Source organism: Streptomyces sp. NPDC050085 (assembly GCF_044460595.1).
Taxonomy (GTDB): domain Bacteria; phylum Actinomycetota; class Actinomycetes; order Streptomycetales; family Streptomycetaceae; genus Streptomyces.
In genome coordinates, this window is record NZ_JBITJZ010000001.1 from 123,313 (window position 1) to 140,656 (window position 17,344).

Annotated in this window: 15 protein-coding genes and 1 pseudogene; 9 read left to right on the forward strand and 7 right to left on the reverse strand. The window is 70.5% G+C overall.

The features are described 5' to 3' along the window. Window positions 1–30: 30 nt before the first annotated feature. Both ACIBUY_RS00505 and ACIBUY_RS00510 read right to left on the reverse strand, forming a co-directional pair. Window positions 31–1,323: a beta-ketoacyl-[acyl-carrier-protein] synthase family protein gene (locus tag ACIBUY_RS00505; RefSeq protein ID WP_365562442.1), complete on the reverse strand. Its 1,293-nt coding sequence runs from the start codon at window positions 1,321–1,323 to the stop codon at window positions 31–33. Window positions 1,324–1,358: 35 nt separating this feature from the next. Further along, the gene (locus tag ACIBUY_RS00510) at window positions 1,359–1,604 is read right to left on the reverse strand and encodes an acyl carrier protein (RefSeq protein WP_365562440.1); all 246 of its coding nucleotides are present in this window, start codon (window positions 1,602–1,604) and stop codon (window positions 1,359–1,361) included. A 316-nt stretch (window positions 1,605–1,920) separates the two neighbouring features. Between ACIBUY_RS00510 and ACIBUY_RS00515 the strand changes: the two genes are divergently transcribed. Together ACIBUY_RS00515 and ACIBUY_RS00520 are read left to right on the forward strand one after the other, a co-directional pair. Continuing rightward, window positions 1,921–3,384, forward strand: coding sequence for a hypothetical protein (locus ACIBUY_RS00515; RefSeq protein ID WP_399151263.1), 1,464 nt, complete (start codon window positions 1,921–1,923; stop codon window positions 3,382–3,384). Then, a complete protein-coding gene (locus ACIBUY_RS00520; RefSeq protein WP_365562435.1) occupies window positions 3,384–4,223 on the forward strand; it encodes an SDR family NAD(P)-dependent oxidoreductase in 840 nt (279 codons plus the stop codon). Before ACIBUY_RS00515 ends, ACIBUY_RS00520 begins: the two co-directional genes overlap by 1 nt. 376 nt (window positions 4,224–4,599) lie before the next feature. Here the strand turns inward: ACIBUY_RS00520 and ACIBUY_RS00525 are convergent, their stop codons facing one another. Genes ACIBUY_RS00525 through ACIBUY_RS00535 form a run of 3 tightly spaced genes read right to left on the reverse strand, consistent with a single transcriptional unit; the run spans window position 4,600 to window position 7,363 of the window. Beyond that, window positions 4,600–5,475: an alpha/beta fold hydrolase gene (locus ACIBUY_RS00525; protein ID WP_399151264.1), complete on the reverse strand. Its 876-nt coding sequence runs from the start codon at window positions 5,473–5,475 to the stop codon at window positions 4,600–4,602. Further along, window positions 5,475–6,266: an alpha/beta hydrolase gene (locus ACIBUY_RS00530; RefSeq protein ID WP_365562430.1), complete on the reverse strand. Its 792-nt coding sequence runs from the start codon at window positions 6,264–6,266 to the stop codon at window positions 5,475–5,477. Before ACIBUY_RS00530 ends, ACIBUY_RS00525 begins: the two co-directional genes overlap by 1 nt. Window positions 6,267–6,319: 53 nt before the next feature. Beyond that, window positions 6,320–7,363 (reverse strand): saccharopine dehydrogenase NADP-binding domain-containing protein, encoded by a 1,044-nt coding sequence (locus tag ACIBUY_RS00535; protein ID WP_365562428.1) that lies wholly within the window; start codon window positions 7,361–7,363, stop codon window positions 6,320–6,322. Between the two features lie 128 nt (window positions 7,364–7,491). Between ACIBUY_RS00535 and ACIBUY_RS00540 the strand changes: the two genes are divergently transcribed. The 7 genes and pseudogenes from ACIBUY_RS00540 to ACIBUY_RS00570 form a co-directional block, all read left to right on the forward strand. Further along, window positions 7,492–8,427, forward strand: coding sequence for a helix-turn-helix domain-containing protein (locus tag ACIBUY_RS00540; protein ID WP_399151265.1), 936 nt, complete (start codon window positions 7,492–7,494; stop codon window positions 8,425–8,427). Between the two features lie 174 nt (window positions 8,428–8,601). Beyond that, window positions 8,602–8,880: a polyprenyl synthetase gene (locus ACIBUY_RS00545; protein ID WP_365562422.1), complete on the forward strand. Its 279-nt coding sequence runs from the start codon at window positions 8,602–8,604 to the stop codon at window positions 8,878–8,880. Beyond that, window positions 8,873–9,925, forward strand: a complete 1,053-nt coding sequence (locus ACIBUY_RS00550) for a polyprenyl synthetase family protein (protein ID WP_399151266.1) — start codon at window positions 8,873–8,875, stop codon at window positions 9,923–9,925. The genes ACIBUY_RS00545 and ACIBUY_RS00550 overlap by 8 nt, the downstream gene beginning before the upstream one ends. A 93-nt stretch (window positions 9,926–10,018) precedes the next feature. Next, entirely contained in the window at window positions 10,019–11,176 is a 1,158-nt protein-coding gene (locus tag ACIBUY_RS00555) for an oxygenase MpaB family protein (protein ID WP_399151267.1), read from the forward strand. A 312-nt stretch (window positions 11,177–11,488) separates the two neighbouring features. Next, the gene (locus tag ACIBUY_RS00560) at window positions 11,489–11,905 is read left to right on the forward strand and encodes a hypothetical protein (RefSeq protein WP_365562414.1); all 417 of its coding nucleotides are present in this window, start codon (window positions 11,489–11,491) and stop codon (window positions 11,903–11,905) included. Window positions 11,906–12,266: 361 nt separating this feature from the next. Then, window positions 12,267–14,162 carry a flavin monoamine oxidase family protein gene (locus ACIBUY_RS00565; protein WP_399151268.1) on the forward strand — a complete coding sequence of 632 codons (1,896 nt, stop codon included), beginning with the start codon at window positions 12,267–12,269 and terminating at the stop codon, window positions 14,160–14,162. 78 nt (window positions 14,163–14,240) lie between these two features. After that, window positions 14,241–14,993, forward strand: a pseudogene (locus ACIBUY_RS00570) (ISKra4 family transposase); the annotation flags it as partial. On the opposite strand, the gene ACIBUY_RS00575 reads toward ACIBUY_RS00570, so the two are convergent. Both ACIBUY_RS00575 and ACIBUY_RS00580 read right to left on the reverse strand, forming a co-directional pair. Continuing rightward, window positions 14,892–15,344: a hemerythrin domain-containing protein gene (locus tag ACIBUY_RS00575; protein ID WP_399151269.1), complete on the reverse strand. Its 453-nt coding sequence runs from the start codon at window positions 15,342–15,344 to the stop codon at window positions 14,892–14,894. The pseudogene ACIBUY_RS00570 and the gene ACIBUY_RS00575 overlap by 102 nt on opposite strands. 599 nt (window positions 15,345–15,943) lie before the next feature. Further along, a complete protein-coding gene (locus ACIBUY_RS00580) occupies window positions 15,944–17,233 on the reverse strand; it encodes a DUF3533 domain-containing protein (RefSeq protein WP_365562406.1) in 1,290 nt (429 codons plus the stop codon). Between the last annotated feature and the right edge of the window lie 111 nt (window positions 17,234–17,344).

A 17,344-nucleotide genomic window follows, 5' to 3' on the forward strand; every position in this document is an offset into this window, starting at 1 on the left:
GGAGGACGGCGCATGTCGTACCGCCGCCGTTCACGCCGGCCGGCCGGGGGCGGAGGAGGGAAGGGTGCGCAGCACGACGGCAACGTTGTGCCCGCCGAAGCCCAGGGAGTTGTTGAGCGCGACCACCGGGCCGTCCGGCAACGGCCGGGGTTTGTCCCGCACCAGTTCCAGTCCCATGTGCTCGTCCGTGTCGTAGGAGTTGAGCGTGGGTGGGACGGTCCTGTGGCACAGGGACTGGGCGGTGATCACGGTCTCCACCGCGCCTGCGGCCCCTTGGAGGTGCCCCATGCCGGACTTGGGAGCGCACACCGGTACCTCCGGCAGCCGCTCGCCCAGGACGGTGTGCAAGGCCCGCGCCTCGGCGGCGTCGCCCATCGGGGTCGACGTCGCGTGGGCGTTCACCAGCCCCACCCGCTCAACGGGCTCCCCGGCCTGACGCAACGCCAGGCCCATGGCGGCGGCCAGCCCTCTCCCGTCCGCGAAGGGCTGCGCGATGTGATGGCCGTCCGAGGTCACGCCGCCTCCGGCGACCTCGCAGTACGCCTTCGCTCCCCGGCTCCGTGCCAGGGAGGCGTCCTCCAGCACCACCATCCCGGCGCCCTCCCCCACGACGAAGCCGTCCCGGGCCCGGTCGAAGGGGCGCGACGCGGCGGCCGGGTCCCCGCTGTGCCGCGAGAGGGCGCGCATCGCGCAGAACGCGGCGATCGTCAAGGGAGTGACGGTCGCGTCGGTTCCGCCCGCCACCACCACCCTGGCCCGGCCGGTCCGGATCAGATCCAGCCCGAAGGCAACGGCCTCCGCCCCGCTCGCACACGCGCTCGACACCGTGTGGACGCCTGCCCGCGCACCGACCGCGATACCCACCTGCGCGGCAGCCGTGTTCACCAGGTACATCGGCATCGCATAGGCGGAGACCAGCTCCGCTCCATGGCTCTTCAGACGCTCATAAGTGGACAGGATCGTGTCCTGCGGGCCGTGCCCCGTACCGACGACGACCGCGACGTCCTCGGGGCGCATGGGGCAACCTGCCCGGTCGCCGCCGCCCCCGAGGCCCGCGTCCGCCCACGCCTCCCGGGCCGCCACCATGGCCAGTTGGGCTGAGCGGTCGAGTCGTGCGAAGCCCCGCTCCCCCGGAGCCGCCACGGGTTCGGCCGCAACGGGTGCGGCGATGCGGACAGGGAGCTCCTGGGCCCACGGTTCGGACAGGGCACGGATTCCGGAGGTCCCGGCGAGCAGGGCACGCCACATTGATGGGGCATCTGCTCCGAGCGGGGTGAGGGCGCCCACTCCGGTGACGACGACAAGCGGTGGTTCCGAGTCCATGCCAAATCCCCTTCCAGCAGCCGGATCCGGATGACTCAGAGTTCGCCGCACACACGGGCGACGACATCGTCCACGGTGAGCAGCACCTCGGCCTGGTCGTCGGGAACGAGCACCCCCAGGCGGTCGTGGAGGGCGGTGAGCAACTCGACCAGCCCCAGCGAGTCGAGGCCCAACCCCTCGCGCAGGGACTGGTCGGGGCGGACCTCTTCCAGCGGAGTCTCGGCGATCTCCGCGACGATCTCCGAGACGCGGGGCAGGACATCGTGGGCACTGGCAGCCATGGACAGCTCCTCTGCTGACGGGAGAGGCGGACGACAGGCCGATGGCCGACCGTCCGGGGACAGGGACCATTAGGCGGCCGGACCCGTGGGATGAGGAATCGCTCGTCCGGGCAGAGCGTGTTGAATGGCGTTGAACACCCGGAAGCGCGACGCGGTACACGCCGACCCCACCGGTACCGCGCATGTCAGCTGCCCCAGCGATGTATCACCGGCATATGCGCCCCCTTTGCCGCAGAGCGCCCTGTTGCTGTCGGGGAAGACGCAGGCTGAATGGATCATGCCGACCCGCCGCCGGAAGTTGACCGGGATGGTTGCCATGCCCCTCACGAAAACCCCGAACCCTTCGCTGCGCGCGCTGCTCGCGGAAGCGGGCTGGACCCAGCAGGCACTGGCCCGTGCCGTGAATCTCATCGCCGCCGAAGCAGGCGGGGAACTCCGTTACGACCGCACCACGGTCGCCCACTGGCTTCGCGGCAGCCGCCCCGCGGCCACCATCGTGCCCCTCGTCTGCGAGGCCCTCGGCCGCCGCATCGGCAGAACCGTCACGCCCGAAGACCTGGGCTTCACCGACCCCGTGCGCGTCGTCCGCCAGCGGGCCCGCCCCGGTCCGCAGCCATCGCCGGGCCAGACACTGGACCGCCTGTTCGCAGTGCCCCTGAACGCCATGCTCTACCACCCCAGGGACTGTCTCCCCCCTGCCCCGCCCTCCTCCTGGCTCACCCCACAGCCACCCCACGGCACGGCGGCTCGCGCTCTGCCCGGGGCGAGGCCCGTCCAGCCCGCCTCGACCGCGGTGCAGTTCTTCGCGGAACTCCTCGGCACGCAGGGCGGCGCCCACGCGCCGGCAACCCTGCGGACCTACCTGAGCGAAGTGGTGACCGGCCGGCTGCGCAGACTCGGCATGGCGACGCAGGAGGAGTACGTGGAGGGTGCCCGCCTGGTGCTGCTGCTGGGCCGCATGTACGAGGACCAGCTGCTCCACGGGCCAGCTCAACGGTGCTACATCACCGCCAGGGAACTGTCCGTGACGGCGGACGACCCAGCCACCTGGGCCGTCGCGGTCCGGATGGTGAGCACCCAGGCCCAACGACTGGGGCATCTGCGCGCCGCGGGCTTGAGCGCGCGGGCAGCCGTATCCGCGGCAGCCGCCGCGCAGCACGGAATCCAGGCCTACACCCAGGCACAACTCGCCGTCGTCCGAGCGGTGGTCGGCGACCGCGCCGGGGTGCAACTGGCCCTGTCGGACGCGCTCGTGTCCCTCCGTCACCAGGGTGCCACGGGCGAGGCGTTCGTCACCTACTCGGCCACCTCGTTCGAGTACCAGCGGGCAGAGGCCCTCCTCGCCCTGGGCGACGTACCCGGAGCCGTGACGGCACTCGAACGCTCGCTTCGGCTACGGCCGGCTCAGGACCAGTGTGGGACGGCCCTGATCCAGGCACGCCTGGCCTGCGCTCTGCTGTATGCGGGCCGGGTCGACGAGGCCCTGCGCCACGGCCGCGACCTGTGCGAAGTCGGTCCCTCGCTGAGATCGGCCGCGGTGGGGCGGGCCATGGCTCAGTGGCGGGCCGCGGCGCGCGGGCTGCTGGGGCGGGAACCTCCCGCACCGCCCGCGGGATGCCGTTCAACAGAGTTCAACAGGCGCCTGCTCCGGACCGGTTGCCGCAGCCGGGCGAGGCAGGGCTCACTGGGAAAGCGGCCGGTCACCGCCCGGATCATGCGATCCGCCTTCCGCACCGGCCGCGGGCCGAGGCTCGTTCCGCCCCACCACAGGAGTGTGTGATGTCCGTATTCGACGCCTTTCGCATCGACGGAGCGAAAGCACTGGTCACCGGTGCGTCACGCGGCATCGGCCGCGCCGTGTCCCTGGCACTCGCCGAGGCGGGAGCCGATCTCGCGTTGTCCGCGCGGACAACGGACGCGCTCAAGGAGACCGCGTCCCTCGTCACGGGCCTCGGCCGCACCTGCGTCCTGACCTCCGGCGAACTCTCGGAACCGGGAGCCGCGGCGCGCGTCGTCGACGAGGCCGCCGGGCAACTGGGCGGACTGGACATCGTGGTGCACAACGCGGGGATGCTGCCGTCCGGCGCCGACGGCGCGACCCGCGTCGTCCCGCTGGAGGACTCCGCCCAGGAGGACTGGGACGCGGTCCTGTCCGTGAACCTCAATGCCACCGCCGCGGTGTGCCGCAGCGCCTACCCCCACCTGGCCCGGTCCTCCCGCGCCGCCGTGGTCCTGATGTCCTCGGCCGCGGCCCTCGTGGGGGCTTCGCGCATCGAGGCGTACGGGGCCTCGAAGGCGGCCCAGATCTCACTGGCCCGCAGCCTGGCCGTGCACTGGGCACGTGACGGTATCCGCGTCAACGCGATCTGCCCGGGCTGGATCCGCACGGACCTGACCACCTTTGCCTCCGGAACCGATGCGCTGTCCGACTGGCTGATGGCCCATGTCCCGATGGGGCGTTGGGGCGAGCCGCACGAGGTCGCCAGCGCCGTGCTGTACCTTTCCTCGCCTGCCGCGGCGTTCATGACGGGCCATGCTCTGGTCCTCGACGGCGGCGTCTCCGTCCCGGACGGTGGCCTCGCGGGCATCCCCAAGCCCCCGTCCCCGTTCGCCGCCTGAGCCACTGTCCTGCTCCTGCGTCTTCAGAAGCCCACGACCGGAGGAACGGGACGCCCTTCGTGAACCTGCGAACAGGGAGGCCGGGAGAATGGCGTCCATCGGCTTCCGCCCTCGGAGACCTGTGCCCCGGCCTCGGAACCGATCCTGCTTGGCCAAGGTCCAAGACCGCTGGGTTCGTTCGTTCGAGGGCGAGCCGACGATCCGGCGGTCCGGGCGCCGCTCCAGCGGATCGCCGGAACGCTCGACACGGTGCTTCCTGAGCTGTTCGCGCCTGACTACGAAGTTCCGTCGCTGAGCATGGCAAAACTCGTCAGTGGAATGCGCCTTACAGCCAGACGGGTTCCGGCCGCCGCGTGGGCGATGCCAGCAGTTCTGTTCAGGTACGGGCGAAGGTGCGCAGGTCCTCGTTGAGGCGGTCCGCGTGGGTCGCGAACAGTCCGTGGCCGGCGTTCTCATACACGTGCAGTGCCGCACCCGGGATCAGGGCGGCTGCGCGGCGGCCGCTGAGGTGGAGCGGGGCGGAAGCATGCGTGACGAGGACCGGACGGTCGATCTTCGCCAGTTCCGGTACGAGGTTCAGTGAGGGCAGAAGGTCGTTGAGGGCGGTCCCGGCCCGTGCCGTCGCCCCACGGCAGAGGCCCACCATGTGCGCCACGTACGCGTCCGGCGCCGAGGGGCCCGGAAGATGGCGGGCGAAGAAGGCATCCGCCCCGTCGGCGAAGAACTTCGCCCGGTCCTGCCGGAAGGTCTCGTTGAACGCGCGAAGGAGCTCTGGATCAAGTCCCTCGGCGTGATCCGAAGACCGGGCCGGCCCCGGCGCCACTCCGCTGTTGGAAACGACCCGGGCCACCCGCTCACCGCTGAGGGTCAGGTGGCGGACGGCCTCGGCGGTACCGAAGGAGTGCCCGACAAGCGTGACGTCGCGCAGGTCCAAGTGGTCGAGCAGGGCACCCAGGTCGCCAGCCAGCATGTCGAGGTCGAAGCCGCCCCAGACGTCCTCGGACCTGCCGTGTCCCCTGCGGTCGAACGCCACGTACCGGAACCCCTCGGTTGCCAGCGGCAGCATCTGGCACTCCCCCATCTCGGTGCCGAAGTAGGAGCCGTTGACGAAGACGATGGCGGGGCCGCTCACCGGACCGTGGTCGACGAAGTGGAGCGGCTGTGGGGGGGCGCCCTCCTTGCCGGGTGCCACTGGCCGGGCCATCGCCTTCGAGGTCATGGCTGCGGCAGACCGGTCATCGCGGTGGTTCATCAGATGCCCCCGAGGAAGTCCCGGACCGCGGTGGCCAGGCCCTCGGGGTCGGCCTGTGCGACGAAGTGGTCGGTGTCCAGCGGGCGGTAGACCGTGCCGGGGCGCCTGGAGCACATGGCACGGGCCTGTTCGGCGGGCAGGACCTGGCTGCGCAGCCCATGGACGAGGAGCGCGGGGCAGTCGGTGGCGAGCCACTGCTTCCAGTGGTCACCGTGGACGAGGTTCTCGGAGTCGACGGTGTCCTGCGGGTGGAAGGGCAGCCGCCAGCCGGCGCCGCCGGGCAGCGGGCGCAGCACGGGGCCGAGAGCGGCGGCGAGGGGTCCGCAGGCGGCGGCCAGTTCCTCGCGGGTGGCAGCGGTGTAGGGGAAGTCGAGCACGAAGGCGAGGGGGCTGGTTCCGTGGTCGGGGAGGTCGACGGCGGTGTCGATATTGATCAGGGCCTCGACCAGTTCGGGGCGTTCGGCGGCCAGGTGGCAGGCGTTGACCGCTCCGAGGGAGTGGCCGAGGAAGACCGCCCGGTCGATGCCGAGGTGGTCGAGGAGGGCGAGGAGATCGGCGAGGTAGCCGGCGCGGGTGTACTCGTGGGCACGCTGGGAGTCGCCGTGGCCGCGCTGGTCAGGGGCGATCACGCGCCACTCGGGGCCGAGGGCGGAGGCCAGGGCGGCGAAGGACGCGCCTTCGGAGAGGTGGCCGTGCAGCGCTACGAGGGGGCGGCCGTTGCCGCCGTGGTCCAGGTAGGACAGGGTGCGACCGTCGAAGGTCAGGGCGGCACGGGTGGGCAGGGCGGTCATCGCGTTGACAATCCCTCGGTTCGACGTGCGGGGCAGTGGGTCCTGGGGCGGGGTCAGGCGATCTGCTTCTGCGGGTGCAGGTCGAGGGTGATGTGCGGGGCGAGCGCGTGCAGGAAGTCCGGGGCGTCGAAGATCTCCCCGGCGGAGGCGACGCCGGTGGTCTTGGTGCGGCCGGCCAGGACGCGCTCGAGGGCCTCGGCGACCAGGGGCGCGGTGACCGCGTAGATGTCCTGGCCGCCGGCCGTGGCCCGGCGTTCGGCTCCGCCCGAGCGCACGACGACATCGATGAGGAAGGTCTGGTCCGAGCGCCCGCTCTGGTCGGCGGCGGTCGGGGCCGGTGTGTCGGGGGCGGCGATGTCGCGGACGGCCTCGGTGGTCATGTAGGTGGTCACATCGGGAATGGACAGGTGCTGGGGGACGGTGACGACGTCCGCCATCGTGAACTCCCCGATCACCTGCCGGGGTCCCATCGGGTCCGGGAAGGTCCACTCCAGGGTGGGCGCCTGGTCGATGCGGCGCTCCCACTGTCCGCCGCTGTAGCGCAGGCGGTGGTCGCCGCGCCGCTCACGGGAGACCGCGCCCGAGAGCCGGGTGCCGGCGGTGGGGTGCCAACTGCTCAGCGCGTAGGCGATGTGCGCCTCGTCGGCTTCGGTCCAGTCGCCCATCGCCGCGGTGGCCAGCAGGTCGCCGAGACCGCCGAAGAAGGCCATGGCCGGGACGATCACCGCTCCCGCGTCGCGGGCCCGCTCGCGGTAGTGGGCGAAGGTGTCGAGATTTGCCTCCAGTTCGGCGGCCACGTCCAGGTACGGGATCCCCGCGCGCAGCGCGGCCTCGATGACAGGGCCGGTGGTCGAGGCGAAGGGGCCGGCGCAGTTGATGACCGCCGCCGTTCCCGCCAGAGCCCGGTCCAGCGAAGCCGGGTCCCCGACCGATGCCACCCGGGCCTCCAGCCCGTGCTCGCCGGCCAGTTCCGCCAGAGCCTGCGCGTTGCGCCCCGACGGCACCGGGACGAACCCGCGCGCGGCCAGCTCTGCGACCACGAACCGCCCCGTGTGACCGTACGCGCCGAAAACCGCTACCAGCTGACCCGACCCCATGTGACTGCTCCCCTGCACTCGGACTCCCGCTGCGATGGTGATCCGCTGCGGCCTGACACCCTCATCCTGTCCTCGTGGCAGCACCCCGCACGAGCGTCGGAAACGACATGGTGCGTACAGTTTCGGACATGACCGCTGTCGCGCTGGCCGTCACCGACGGCATGCTCCACTACGAACTCTCCGTGGCCATCGAGATCTTCGGGTCCGACCTGACCCACGTCGTGGACCCCTGGTACGACTTCTCCCTCTGCGGGAACAGCCCGGTGCGCGTCAACCGCTTCCTCCTCGAACCCGATCACGGACTCGACCACCTCGCGCAGGCGGACACGGTGATCGTCCCCGGCTGGGCCGACACGGACCGCGAACCTCCCGCCGAACTGGTCGAGGCGGTGCGCGCCGCTCACGCGGCCGGTGCCCGCGTGGCCTCACTGTGCACGGGCGCCTTCGTCCTGGGCGCGGCAGGACTGCTCGACGGCCGGCGCGCCACCACACACTGGGCCCACACGCGGGAACTGGCCCGGCGTCACCCGGCGGCCACCGTCGATCCGGACGTCCTCTACGTCGACAACGGAGACGTCCTCACCTCCGCGGGCAAGGCCGCCGCCATGGACCTGTGCCTGCATCTGGTCCGCCTCGACCACGGCTCCGCCAACGCCAACAAGATCGCCCGACGTCTGGTCATCCCACCCCACCGCGACGGCGGCCAGGCCCAGTTCATCGCCACTCCCCTCCCCGCCCCCGGCAACCACCCCCTGAGCGAACTCTTCCCCTGGGCACTGGAGCGACTGGACCAACCGCTCACCGTGGAGGACCTGGCCCGCCAGGCCCGCATGAGCTCACGCCACCTCGGCCGGCACTTCAAGCACCTCACCGGCACCACACCGCTGCAGTGGCTCCACACCCAACGCATCCGCCACGCCCAGCAGTTGCTGGAGACCACCAACGCCACCGTGGACACCATCGCCGCTGCCACCGGTATGGGCACCGCCACCACCCTGCGCCGCCACTTCCACCGCAGCGTCGGAGTCCCACCCGACACCTATCGCCGCACCTTCCGCCCCTGAGAGCTCGTCTCCGTGTGCCTGCTCCAGCAGTAGCGGCATCCACGATCCGTACGGTCGCTCGATGGGGTCACTCGACCGTGAGTTCTTCCGCTGTCGCGCCCCGTGGGACGCGATGCTCGAAAGGACGGCGTGTGTCCAGGGTCGGCCGGAGGAACGACGGACGAGGGAGATGGCGTGACGCAAGAAACCGGACAGCGCGCAGGCTTTGGCCACCAAGCTCTGCTGCTGGCTGCCGGGCTGGCCGATCTGACGGTGAGCACCGTGGGTTCGGCCCTGGGGACCGTGCGGGGACTGCTGCACCGGTCGGACGCCGCGGAGCTGACGGCGGAGGCCGAGCACGAGCTCGTGGCGCGTGGGCGTCTGGTGCTGGACCGGTACGCTGCCGTGCCGCCGGCCCACCTGGAGATCCTGGCCCGGCGTGCCCTGGCCCGGAAGGCCGCCGACGGTGTCTGACCGGTGGGAGCCGGACGCGTTCAAGGCCCGCGTGGACAAGGTGCTGCGGCAGTTCGTCGCCCGGGAGGCCGACGAGTTCGCGGCGGTCGATCCGATGCTCGGCGCGGTCGCCGAGAGGTTGGAGGCGGCGGTCTGCGATGGCAAACGGCTGCGGGCGGCGTTCTGCTACTGGGGGTGGCGGGCCGTGAGGCAGCCGGACAGCGACGCGCTGGTGCGGGCGGCGGCCTCCATGGAGCTGGTGCACGCGGCCGCGGTCGTGCACGACGACCTCATCGACGACAGCCCGCTGCGGCACGGGCGGCCCACCACCCACGTCGCCCTGCTCGGGGTCGTAGGAGATCGTCCGGACGCCGAGGCCGCCGCACGGTCGTTGGCGATGCTGGTGGGAAACCTGCTGATGGCGCTGGCCGGGCAGTTGTTCGCCACCAGCGGTCTGCCCGCCGCGTATCTCGTCCGGGCCCGCCCCTTGTGGGCGGTGATGGCCCGTGAGCTGATCGCGGGCGAGTGCCTGGAGATCCTGCGTACCGGAGCCGGTCCTGACACCGAGGTGTCGTTGAAGGTGATCCGGTACAAGACCGCCAAGTACACCGTCGAACAGCCCTTGTTGATCGGTGGCGCACTGGCCGGCGCGGGTGCGCGGCTGCGCGAGGGCCATCCCGCGTACGGGCTGCCGCTGGGCGAGGCGTTCCAGCTCCGGGACGACCTGCTCGGGCTCTTCGGAGACCCCGAGCACACCGGCAAGGCCAACGCCGATGATGTGCGCGGCCGTCGCCCCACCGCGCTGCTGGCGGAGACATGGCGGCTCGCCGACGACGCGGAGCGGGAACTGCTGCACTCGCTGCTGGGCAGGGACGACCTGGACGGAGAAGGGCTGGACGCGGTGCGCGAGGTGATGCGCCGGCTGAGGGCGCCCGACCGCATCGAGGACATGATCAGGACACGGGTCGAAGAAGCCCTCGGCGCCCTCCACGACCTGGACCTACCGGCGCACGCCGCCACCGAACTGACCGCGCTGGCCCATTCCGCGGCAGTACGCCTGTCCTGACGCCCGCATCCGGGCGGCGCGAGCCCGGCCCTCCCGGGCAGGCGCCGCTCGCGTCTGCCGTCAACGCCCCCGAAGAAGACGAGGAACTCTGCCATGACCTACACGGACGCATCGCTGGACGCCCTGAGGCGGGCCGGTGACGAACTCGCCGATGCCACCGTCGCCGAGCTCTTCGAACGCGGTGAAGTGGGCAAATTCAACTCCCTGATGCGCTACGTCTCCACCGCCGGAGCGCCCCTGCCGGACGGTCTGCCCGCCGTCGCGCGTGAGTACCTCGAAGCCACCCGCACCCCGCCGAGCTGGGTGGACTGGGCGGAGATGGAGAAGGCCCGGCTCTTCTTCATCGACAACAACGTGCACATCTCCACCGCGCTGGCCTTCGCCTCCATGCCCGCCTGCTACCTCGTCCAGCGGGGGGCCAAACTGCTGTCGGCCACTCACGGGCTGCAGTACCCCTCCAAACGAATGGCGGAGACCGGCCAGTTCACCGTCCATCTGATGCAGCCCGACGCCTTCGAGGCCGGAGGCCGCTTCATCCCGGCCGCCCAGAAGGTCCGCCTCCTGCACGCCTCCATCCGCCACCACCTCGTCCGCGAGAACCGCTGGGACACCGCGGCCCACGGAACGCCAATCTGCCAGGAGGACATGATCGGCGGGCAGATGCTCTTCTCACTGCACGTCCTGGACAGCCTGCATCGTCTGGGTATCCACATGTCGACGGAGGGCGCGGAAGCGTACTACTACGCGTGGCGCGTCGTCGGCGCCATGCTCGGCGTCGACCAGAGTGCCGTTCCCCAAACCCTCGACGAGGCCCGCCAGTTCCTCGACCTGTACATGGTCCGGCACATGGGGCCCTCCGAGGAGGGCATCCAGCTGACCCGGCAACTGATCGACCTCTACGAGGAAGTAGTGCCCGGTACCTTCTTCGACCCCGTCGTCTCCGCCCTCATCCGCCACCTCATCGGCGACACCTGCGCCGACTGGCTCCACGTGCCGCGCACGCCGTGGGACACCGTCGTCAAGGCCGTACCCCACCTCCTCGGCGTCCTGGAAACCGTCGAGGACCGCTCCCCGCTCGGCGCATGGGCCCTGGACCGCCTTGGCCACCTCACCACCATCCTCGAACTGTCCTCCCTCACCCGTGGACGCGTCATGCACTACGCGATCCCCGAAACCCTCCAGAAGGACTACGGCATGTCCGACGCGGTACCTCGCACCCGCCGGTGGATCCCGCCGGCTGCCACCGTCTGACGCCCCTCGCCCCCCGTGACAGCGACTCTTGAGCAACCGTATCCAGCGTTCTTGTCGACGCCGATCCCCACAAGGCTCTGCAGGCTGCGGAGTTGGAGTGCCAGAGGTGCGCCATCGTGGTGTCCGAGACGTCTCCGCATGCCACGGCGGCGAGCGATTCGCCCTGGCCTCCACGCCCCACTCGGCGGTGGCGACGTCGAGGAGCGCGCGGATGTCGAGGTTGATGCGGTCGATCCCCGACAGGGTCTCGTCCAGCGTATGGCGGCCGGCGACCTTGCGCAGGGTGGTCCGGGCGATCCGGTTGGTCGCGGCGTGGACGCTCTCGATGGCGACGAGCGACTTCACGGCGTCCACGACGCGGAAGTCCCGTACGAACCCTCACCGCCCCCCGGGGACCCATACTTCAAGCTCCGGTTCCTCTTCGCCGGGCAGCTCGACCCCGACATCACCCGCGAACTCCTGCGCACGGCGCTCGACTACCGACTGGCCCAACTCCGTGAACCGGGCTGGATGGACTTCACCAGCACCGGCCTCGGCCCGGTCCCCACATCGAGAGGACGTGGCGCGCACCGTCCAACTCGCGACCCACGAGTTCGGCTACAGCAACACCGCCCGTACATCGCCTGGTTCCGACTGACCCTCGCCAAGAAGCAGATCGCACCGGGCCTGCCTCCCGGCGTCACCCCCTTCCGCGGCGCCGCGACCACTACCACCCCACACGACCGGTAGGCGGGACCGGTACGACGACTACCGGCATAGGCCTCGACGCCCGCGCCGTCGCAGATCTACGGGAGGCAGCGACACGCGGCAGAACCCAGCCCCACAAGCAACTCCACCGGCGCCACCACCAAGAACGGGCCAGGCGGGCGGCGTGAACGCCGAGACGTGGTTGGGAGTTGGCAGCAAGCCGACGCGAGCCACGAACGCAGGGCGACCGCCCGCAGCATCAGATGTCGCACCGATCACCCTCGTCCTGCCAGGGGTTGCGCTGCCACCGCGTCATGTTCCTGCCGCCGGTGACCGGGTGAATCCCGGGCGGTGTCGAGCGTGTCCCGGGCGGCGGCCCTCACCTGCCGTAAGGGTGCGCGGCATGGACATCACCCCTTCCCGCCGCGTGGTGCTCGCCGGTTCGGCGAGCGCCATGGCCGCCGTCGGCGCCGCCGCGCTCCCTGCCCACACTGCCGCACCACGCGGACCCGCCGCCCCCGCGACGCAGGATGCGGACGTCTGCCGGGCGGTGGCCCGCGCCGTTCTCGTCCTCGACGAGCACGGTGAACCGCTGGTGCCCCGCTACAAAAAGGTACTGCTGGACGGTGGGCTGCCACGTCGCCGCGCGGCGGGCAAGAACGTGCTGATCGTCGGCGCGGGTCCGGCGGGACTGGTGGCGGCCCGACTGTTGAGGGACGCAGGTCACCGGGTGACGGTGATCGAGGCGAACGCCAACCGGGTCGGCGGCCGCATCAAGACCTTCCGGACCGGCGGGCACGAGCAGGCGAAGCCGCCGTTCACGGACCCGCACCAGTACGCCGAGGCCGGCGCCATGCGCATCCCCGACAGCCACCCCCTGGTCACCGGACTGCTCGACCAACTCGGCCTCGCACGCCGCCCGTTCTACCTGACCGACGTCGACCACGACGGGCAACCGGCCCTCCGCACCTGGATCCACGCCAACGGGATCCGGGTGCGCCGCGCCGACTACCGGAAGCGGCCGTACGCCCTGAACCGCTCCTTCGGCGTGCCGAAGAAGTACGAGAACACCCCGTCGACCGAGATCCTGCGTCAGGCCCTCGCCCCGGTCCGCACCCTCATCGACGGCAAGCAGGGCACCGAACTGGTCGACGGCTGGGCGAAGATCCTTCGCGTGTACGGGAACTGGTCGATGTACCGCTACCTCACCGAGGCCGCCGGTCTCGACGAGCGCACCATCGACCTGATCGGCACGGTCGACAACCTCACCTCCCGCATCCATCTGTCCTTCCTGCACAGCTTCTTTTCCACCGCCCTGATCAGTCCGGCCACCCGCTTCTTCGAACTGCCCGGCGGCACCGCCACGTTGGCCGACGCACTGTATGAACCGGTGCGCGATCTGGTGCGCCTCGACCGGCGGGCCACGCGCATCGAGCACCACGAGGCCGGGGTAACCGTGCACACCGTCTCCGAGAACCGGACCGGCGCCGACGTGGTCGAGGAGGCGTTCACGGGCGACGCGGCGATCCTCACCGTGCCGTTCGCCGGGCTGCGGCACCTCACCTTCAGCCCCGCCCTCTCGTACGGCAAACGGCGCGCGATCACCGAGCTGCACTACGACGCCGCCACCAAGGTCCTGTTGGAATTCTCCCGCCGCTGGTGGGAGTTCACCGAAGCGGACTGGCGGCGCGAGCTGGAGGCGGTACGGCCCGGCCTGTACGACGCCTATCGCCTGGGCCGCGCCCTCGCCGACGGCTCACTCCTCGGCGCCCATCCCTCCGTGCCGCCCGGACACATCAGCACCGCCCAGCGCGTGCACTACAACGCCTGCCGCGCCACCCAGCGCGACCAGCCCGCGGCCGCGCACGTCATCGGCGGCGGGTCCACCACCGACAACCCCAATCGCTTCATGTTCCAGCCCTCCCACCCGGTCCCCGGCTCGGCCGGAGGCATCGTCCTGGCCTCCTACAGCTGGTCCGACGACGCCCTGAAATGGGACGCGTTCGACGACGAGGAACGCTACCCGCGCGCGCTCGGTGGAGTGCAGGACGTATACGGGCAGCGCATCGAGGTCTTCTACACCGGCGCGGGCCGCACCCAGTCCTGGATGCGCGACCCCTACGCCTACGGCGAGGCATCGGTCCTGCTCCCCGGCCAGCACACCGAACTCTTCCCCCACGTCCCCACCCGCGAGGGCGTCCTCCATTTCGCGGGATGCCACACCTCCGTCAAACCCGCCTGGATCGAAGGCGCCCTCGAGTCGGCGGTACGCACCGCCCTGGAGGTCCACGCCAACTGACCCGTCCTCGCCCACGGCGAAGACGACGCGGATGCGGCACTACCTCTGCATCACCTGCGACCGCAGAGCTGATCGCCGGCCTGCTCATCGACAAGTTCCAGGTCGACCCGGCGGCCTCACGACATCGCCTATCCGCCCGGGGGCCGCAGCGATGCCCGCCCCGGCCGGGGCCGAAGGCCCGGCAGAAGTGGTCCACGGCCTCGGTGATCCGCCCGCCCGAGCAGGTCGTCGCCGACGCCTTCGCCCAGGCCCAGGCCCGTGACCCGGCTGGTCGACGGCGCCCGCCACCAACTCGATGTGATCCACGCCGAGGCAGCCCGCCGCGGCGCCGGTATTCAGGTCCTGCTCGATTTCGTGCACGTCACGGAGTACACATGGGCTGCCCCGCACGCCTTCCATCCGCCCGGCAGCCCAGAGGCCGAAGCCTGGGCCGCGGACACACTCACCGCGATCCTCGCCGGACACGCCGAGCGCGCGGCCACCGAGATGACCGCCCAGGCCAGCGCCGACCGCCTCCCGGCCGCCCGTCGCGACGCGGTCGCCGCCTGCCACCGCTACCTCACCGGCCACCTCGACCAACTCCACTACGACACCGCACTCACCGCCGGCTGGCCGATCGCCACCGGCGCCCGCTGGGGACTGAACGGCGCCGAAGCCGTCCTCCAACTCCGCGCCCTGATCACCAACGGCGGCCTCGACGCCTACTGGCGCTTCCACGCCGCCCGCGACTCATTCCATACCGAACCGGAAGACCATGTCGGGCCAGTCGGTGTCAGGCATTCCGTCGTCGAGTGCCTCGCTGATCGCCCGCTCTTCATAGCTGAAATGTGATTCCATGATCGCCGCCAATCCGTCAAGCTCACCCCCGATCGCCTCCAGGACCGGGCCACGCGATTCGGCAGCCCTGTCAGCGAGTTCGCGCACCCGGGACAGGATCGAGGCGATCATTCCATGATCTTCAACAAGATTCGCGACCGTCGTTGCGAGATCCGGGCGTGCGCGCAGCAACTGGGAGAACATCCCGTCGTCCTCGCCCTGATGGTGCGACGTCAATGCGGTACAGAAGGCCAGGCAATGGGTGACAAGTGCCTCGTCGCTCAACCGGCGGTGTCCGAGACTTTTCCTGATCTCGTTGATCTGGCGACGCAGTTCTTGATGTGCTTGTGAGAGCTGCAGGCTCAAGGCGGCGGCACGGCAAGCACGCCGCCCGCCCGCCCGCCCGCCCGCACCTAAAACCAGCTCCGTACCCCCGTTCTGCCAGCTCAGCCCTTCACCCCAGAACTGGGCTCATACAAGATGGGCACACGCTCACTTCAACTGAGCCGAACTGCCGGTGGACTGGGTCTGTACCGTGAGCGGTTTAACTCCCGAGCTGGAAGCGACAGTTGATGACTGACGTGGCGAGTGACATCAAGGCCGGGGAGGTCGCTGTGGGTGCGAGGGACGCCGTGGATGAGGGGCTGCCGCCGAGCTGGTGGCCCGGGCCCAGGCCGGTGGCGTGAAGCTCACCGGCGAGGGCGGCCTGCCAGTGAGGGTGGAGGCTCTGGCAGGTGAGTCGATCGGTTCGCGAGTCTTGATCGCTACCTGAGCCTGCTGATCAGCTAGCCAGCCTGCGACCGAACGGCTCCGGGCTCGCCACGGCCCTTACGGAAGCGGACACCGCTGACACGACCGTCCGATGAGCCGCGCACGACCTATTACTCGTCGACGGCCGCCTGCACTACAACGCTGCAGTCCTCTCGCAGGAGGGGATGAGGACCTGCTGGCGCACTGGTTCGCCTTCAGGCAGAGGGCTGCGGGGTCATGCGGTGCAGACCCTTGCGGTCGTAGTAGCGGGTCATCATGAACCCGAAGGCCGCAGCGACTGCGGCGCCGATCGCGATCATCAGCCAGGCGCGGGAGAGGCCGGCATCGGCGCGGGCGTCGAAGAACAGGATGGAGCGGACTCCGCCGCTGAGCTGGCGCATGGGCTCGAAGATGCCGAGGAAGCGGTAGAAGCCGGGGACGGCCTCCAGCGGGATGGTCGCACCGGAGGAGGGCAGGCCCAGGACGATGAACACGAACATGGACACGAGCTGGCCGATCCCGCCGAAGGCGGCGTTGATGGCTTGGACTCCCAGGCCGACCGCCAGGCTGGCGCAGTAGGAGAAGATCCACAGCAGCGGCAGGTGGGAGGCGTCCATGCCGAGGATCGCGATGGTGGCCACCATGACCAGGGTTGCGGTGAGGACGGTGATACCGGCGGTCATGGCCATCTTCAGCAGCAGCGTCTGGGTGCGGCTGATCGGCACGGTCGGGCGGCGGGTGTGCCAGGGGCCGATCTCACTGTCCGCGTACCCGAGAGCAGCGTCCGCGCCCATGTTGATGAGGTTGGCACCCAGGAACCCGGCCAGTACGAGCAGCAGGGTGTAGTAGAACGCGCTCAGGCCCAGGCCGCTGTTGTCGCCGATGGGGTGGCCGACCTGCGTGATGACGCCGACCGGGTCGGCCAGCAGCGGGCTCGCGGTGGTGCCGGCTGCGTGCGTGGCGGCCGCTGTCGTCAACTGCTTGCCGATGCTCTGGGACGACTGCTGGGCGGCCGTCGTGGTGATCTTGCTGGCCAGGGAGGAGCCGAGGCTGCCCATGCCGGGGTTGGTCAGCACTGTCATCGTCGGCCGCTTTGTGGCCTGGGAGGTGGTAAGTGCGGCGACGGAGTCGGTGAAGTCCGCGGGGATGACCAGGGCGCCGTAGATCTTGCCGGAGGCCATCTCGTCCTGGGCCTGGGCCTGGGTGAGCGGACGCCAGTCGGCTTTGCCGCCGGAGGTCTCGGCGAGGACGGCCCGGGTGACCTGCGCCCCCAGGTTCTCCTTCTGCCCGGCGAGCGGTTTGCTCCGATCCGTATTGACGACGGCGATGGGCAGATCTCGCAGGTCGCGGTTCGGGTTGATGATGCCACCCATGTAGAGCAGCGACAGCAGTAGCGCGAGCAGCCCCGTCAGGGCGGTGGGCACCAGCCACAGCTTGGGGAGACGCAGAAGCGCGAAGGCGCGGGCCCCTGCAGCAGGGGGAGGGGGAGCGCTGTCGTCATCCATGGTTCTCCGTAGTTCGGCGGTTCTGGGACAGGCGGCCGTATCGAGGTCCGTGCTGTCGTCCGCTGACGCACCCTGGTCCGCGGATGAACAGCGGCATCACGTCTTGTGACG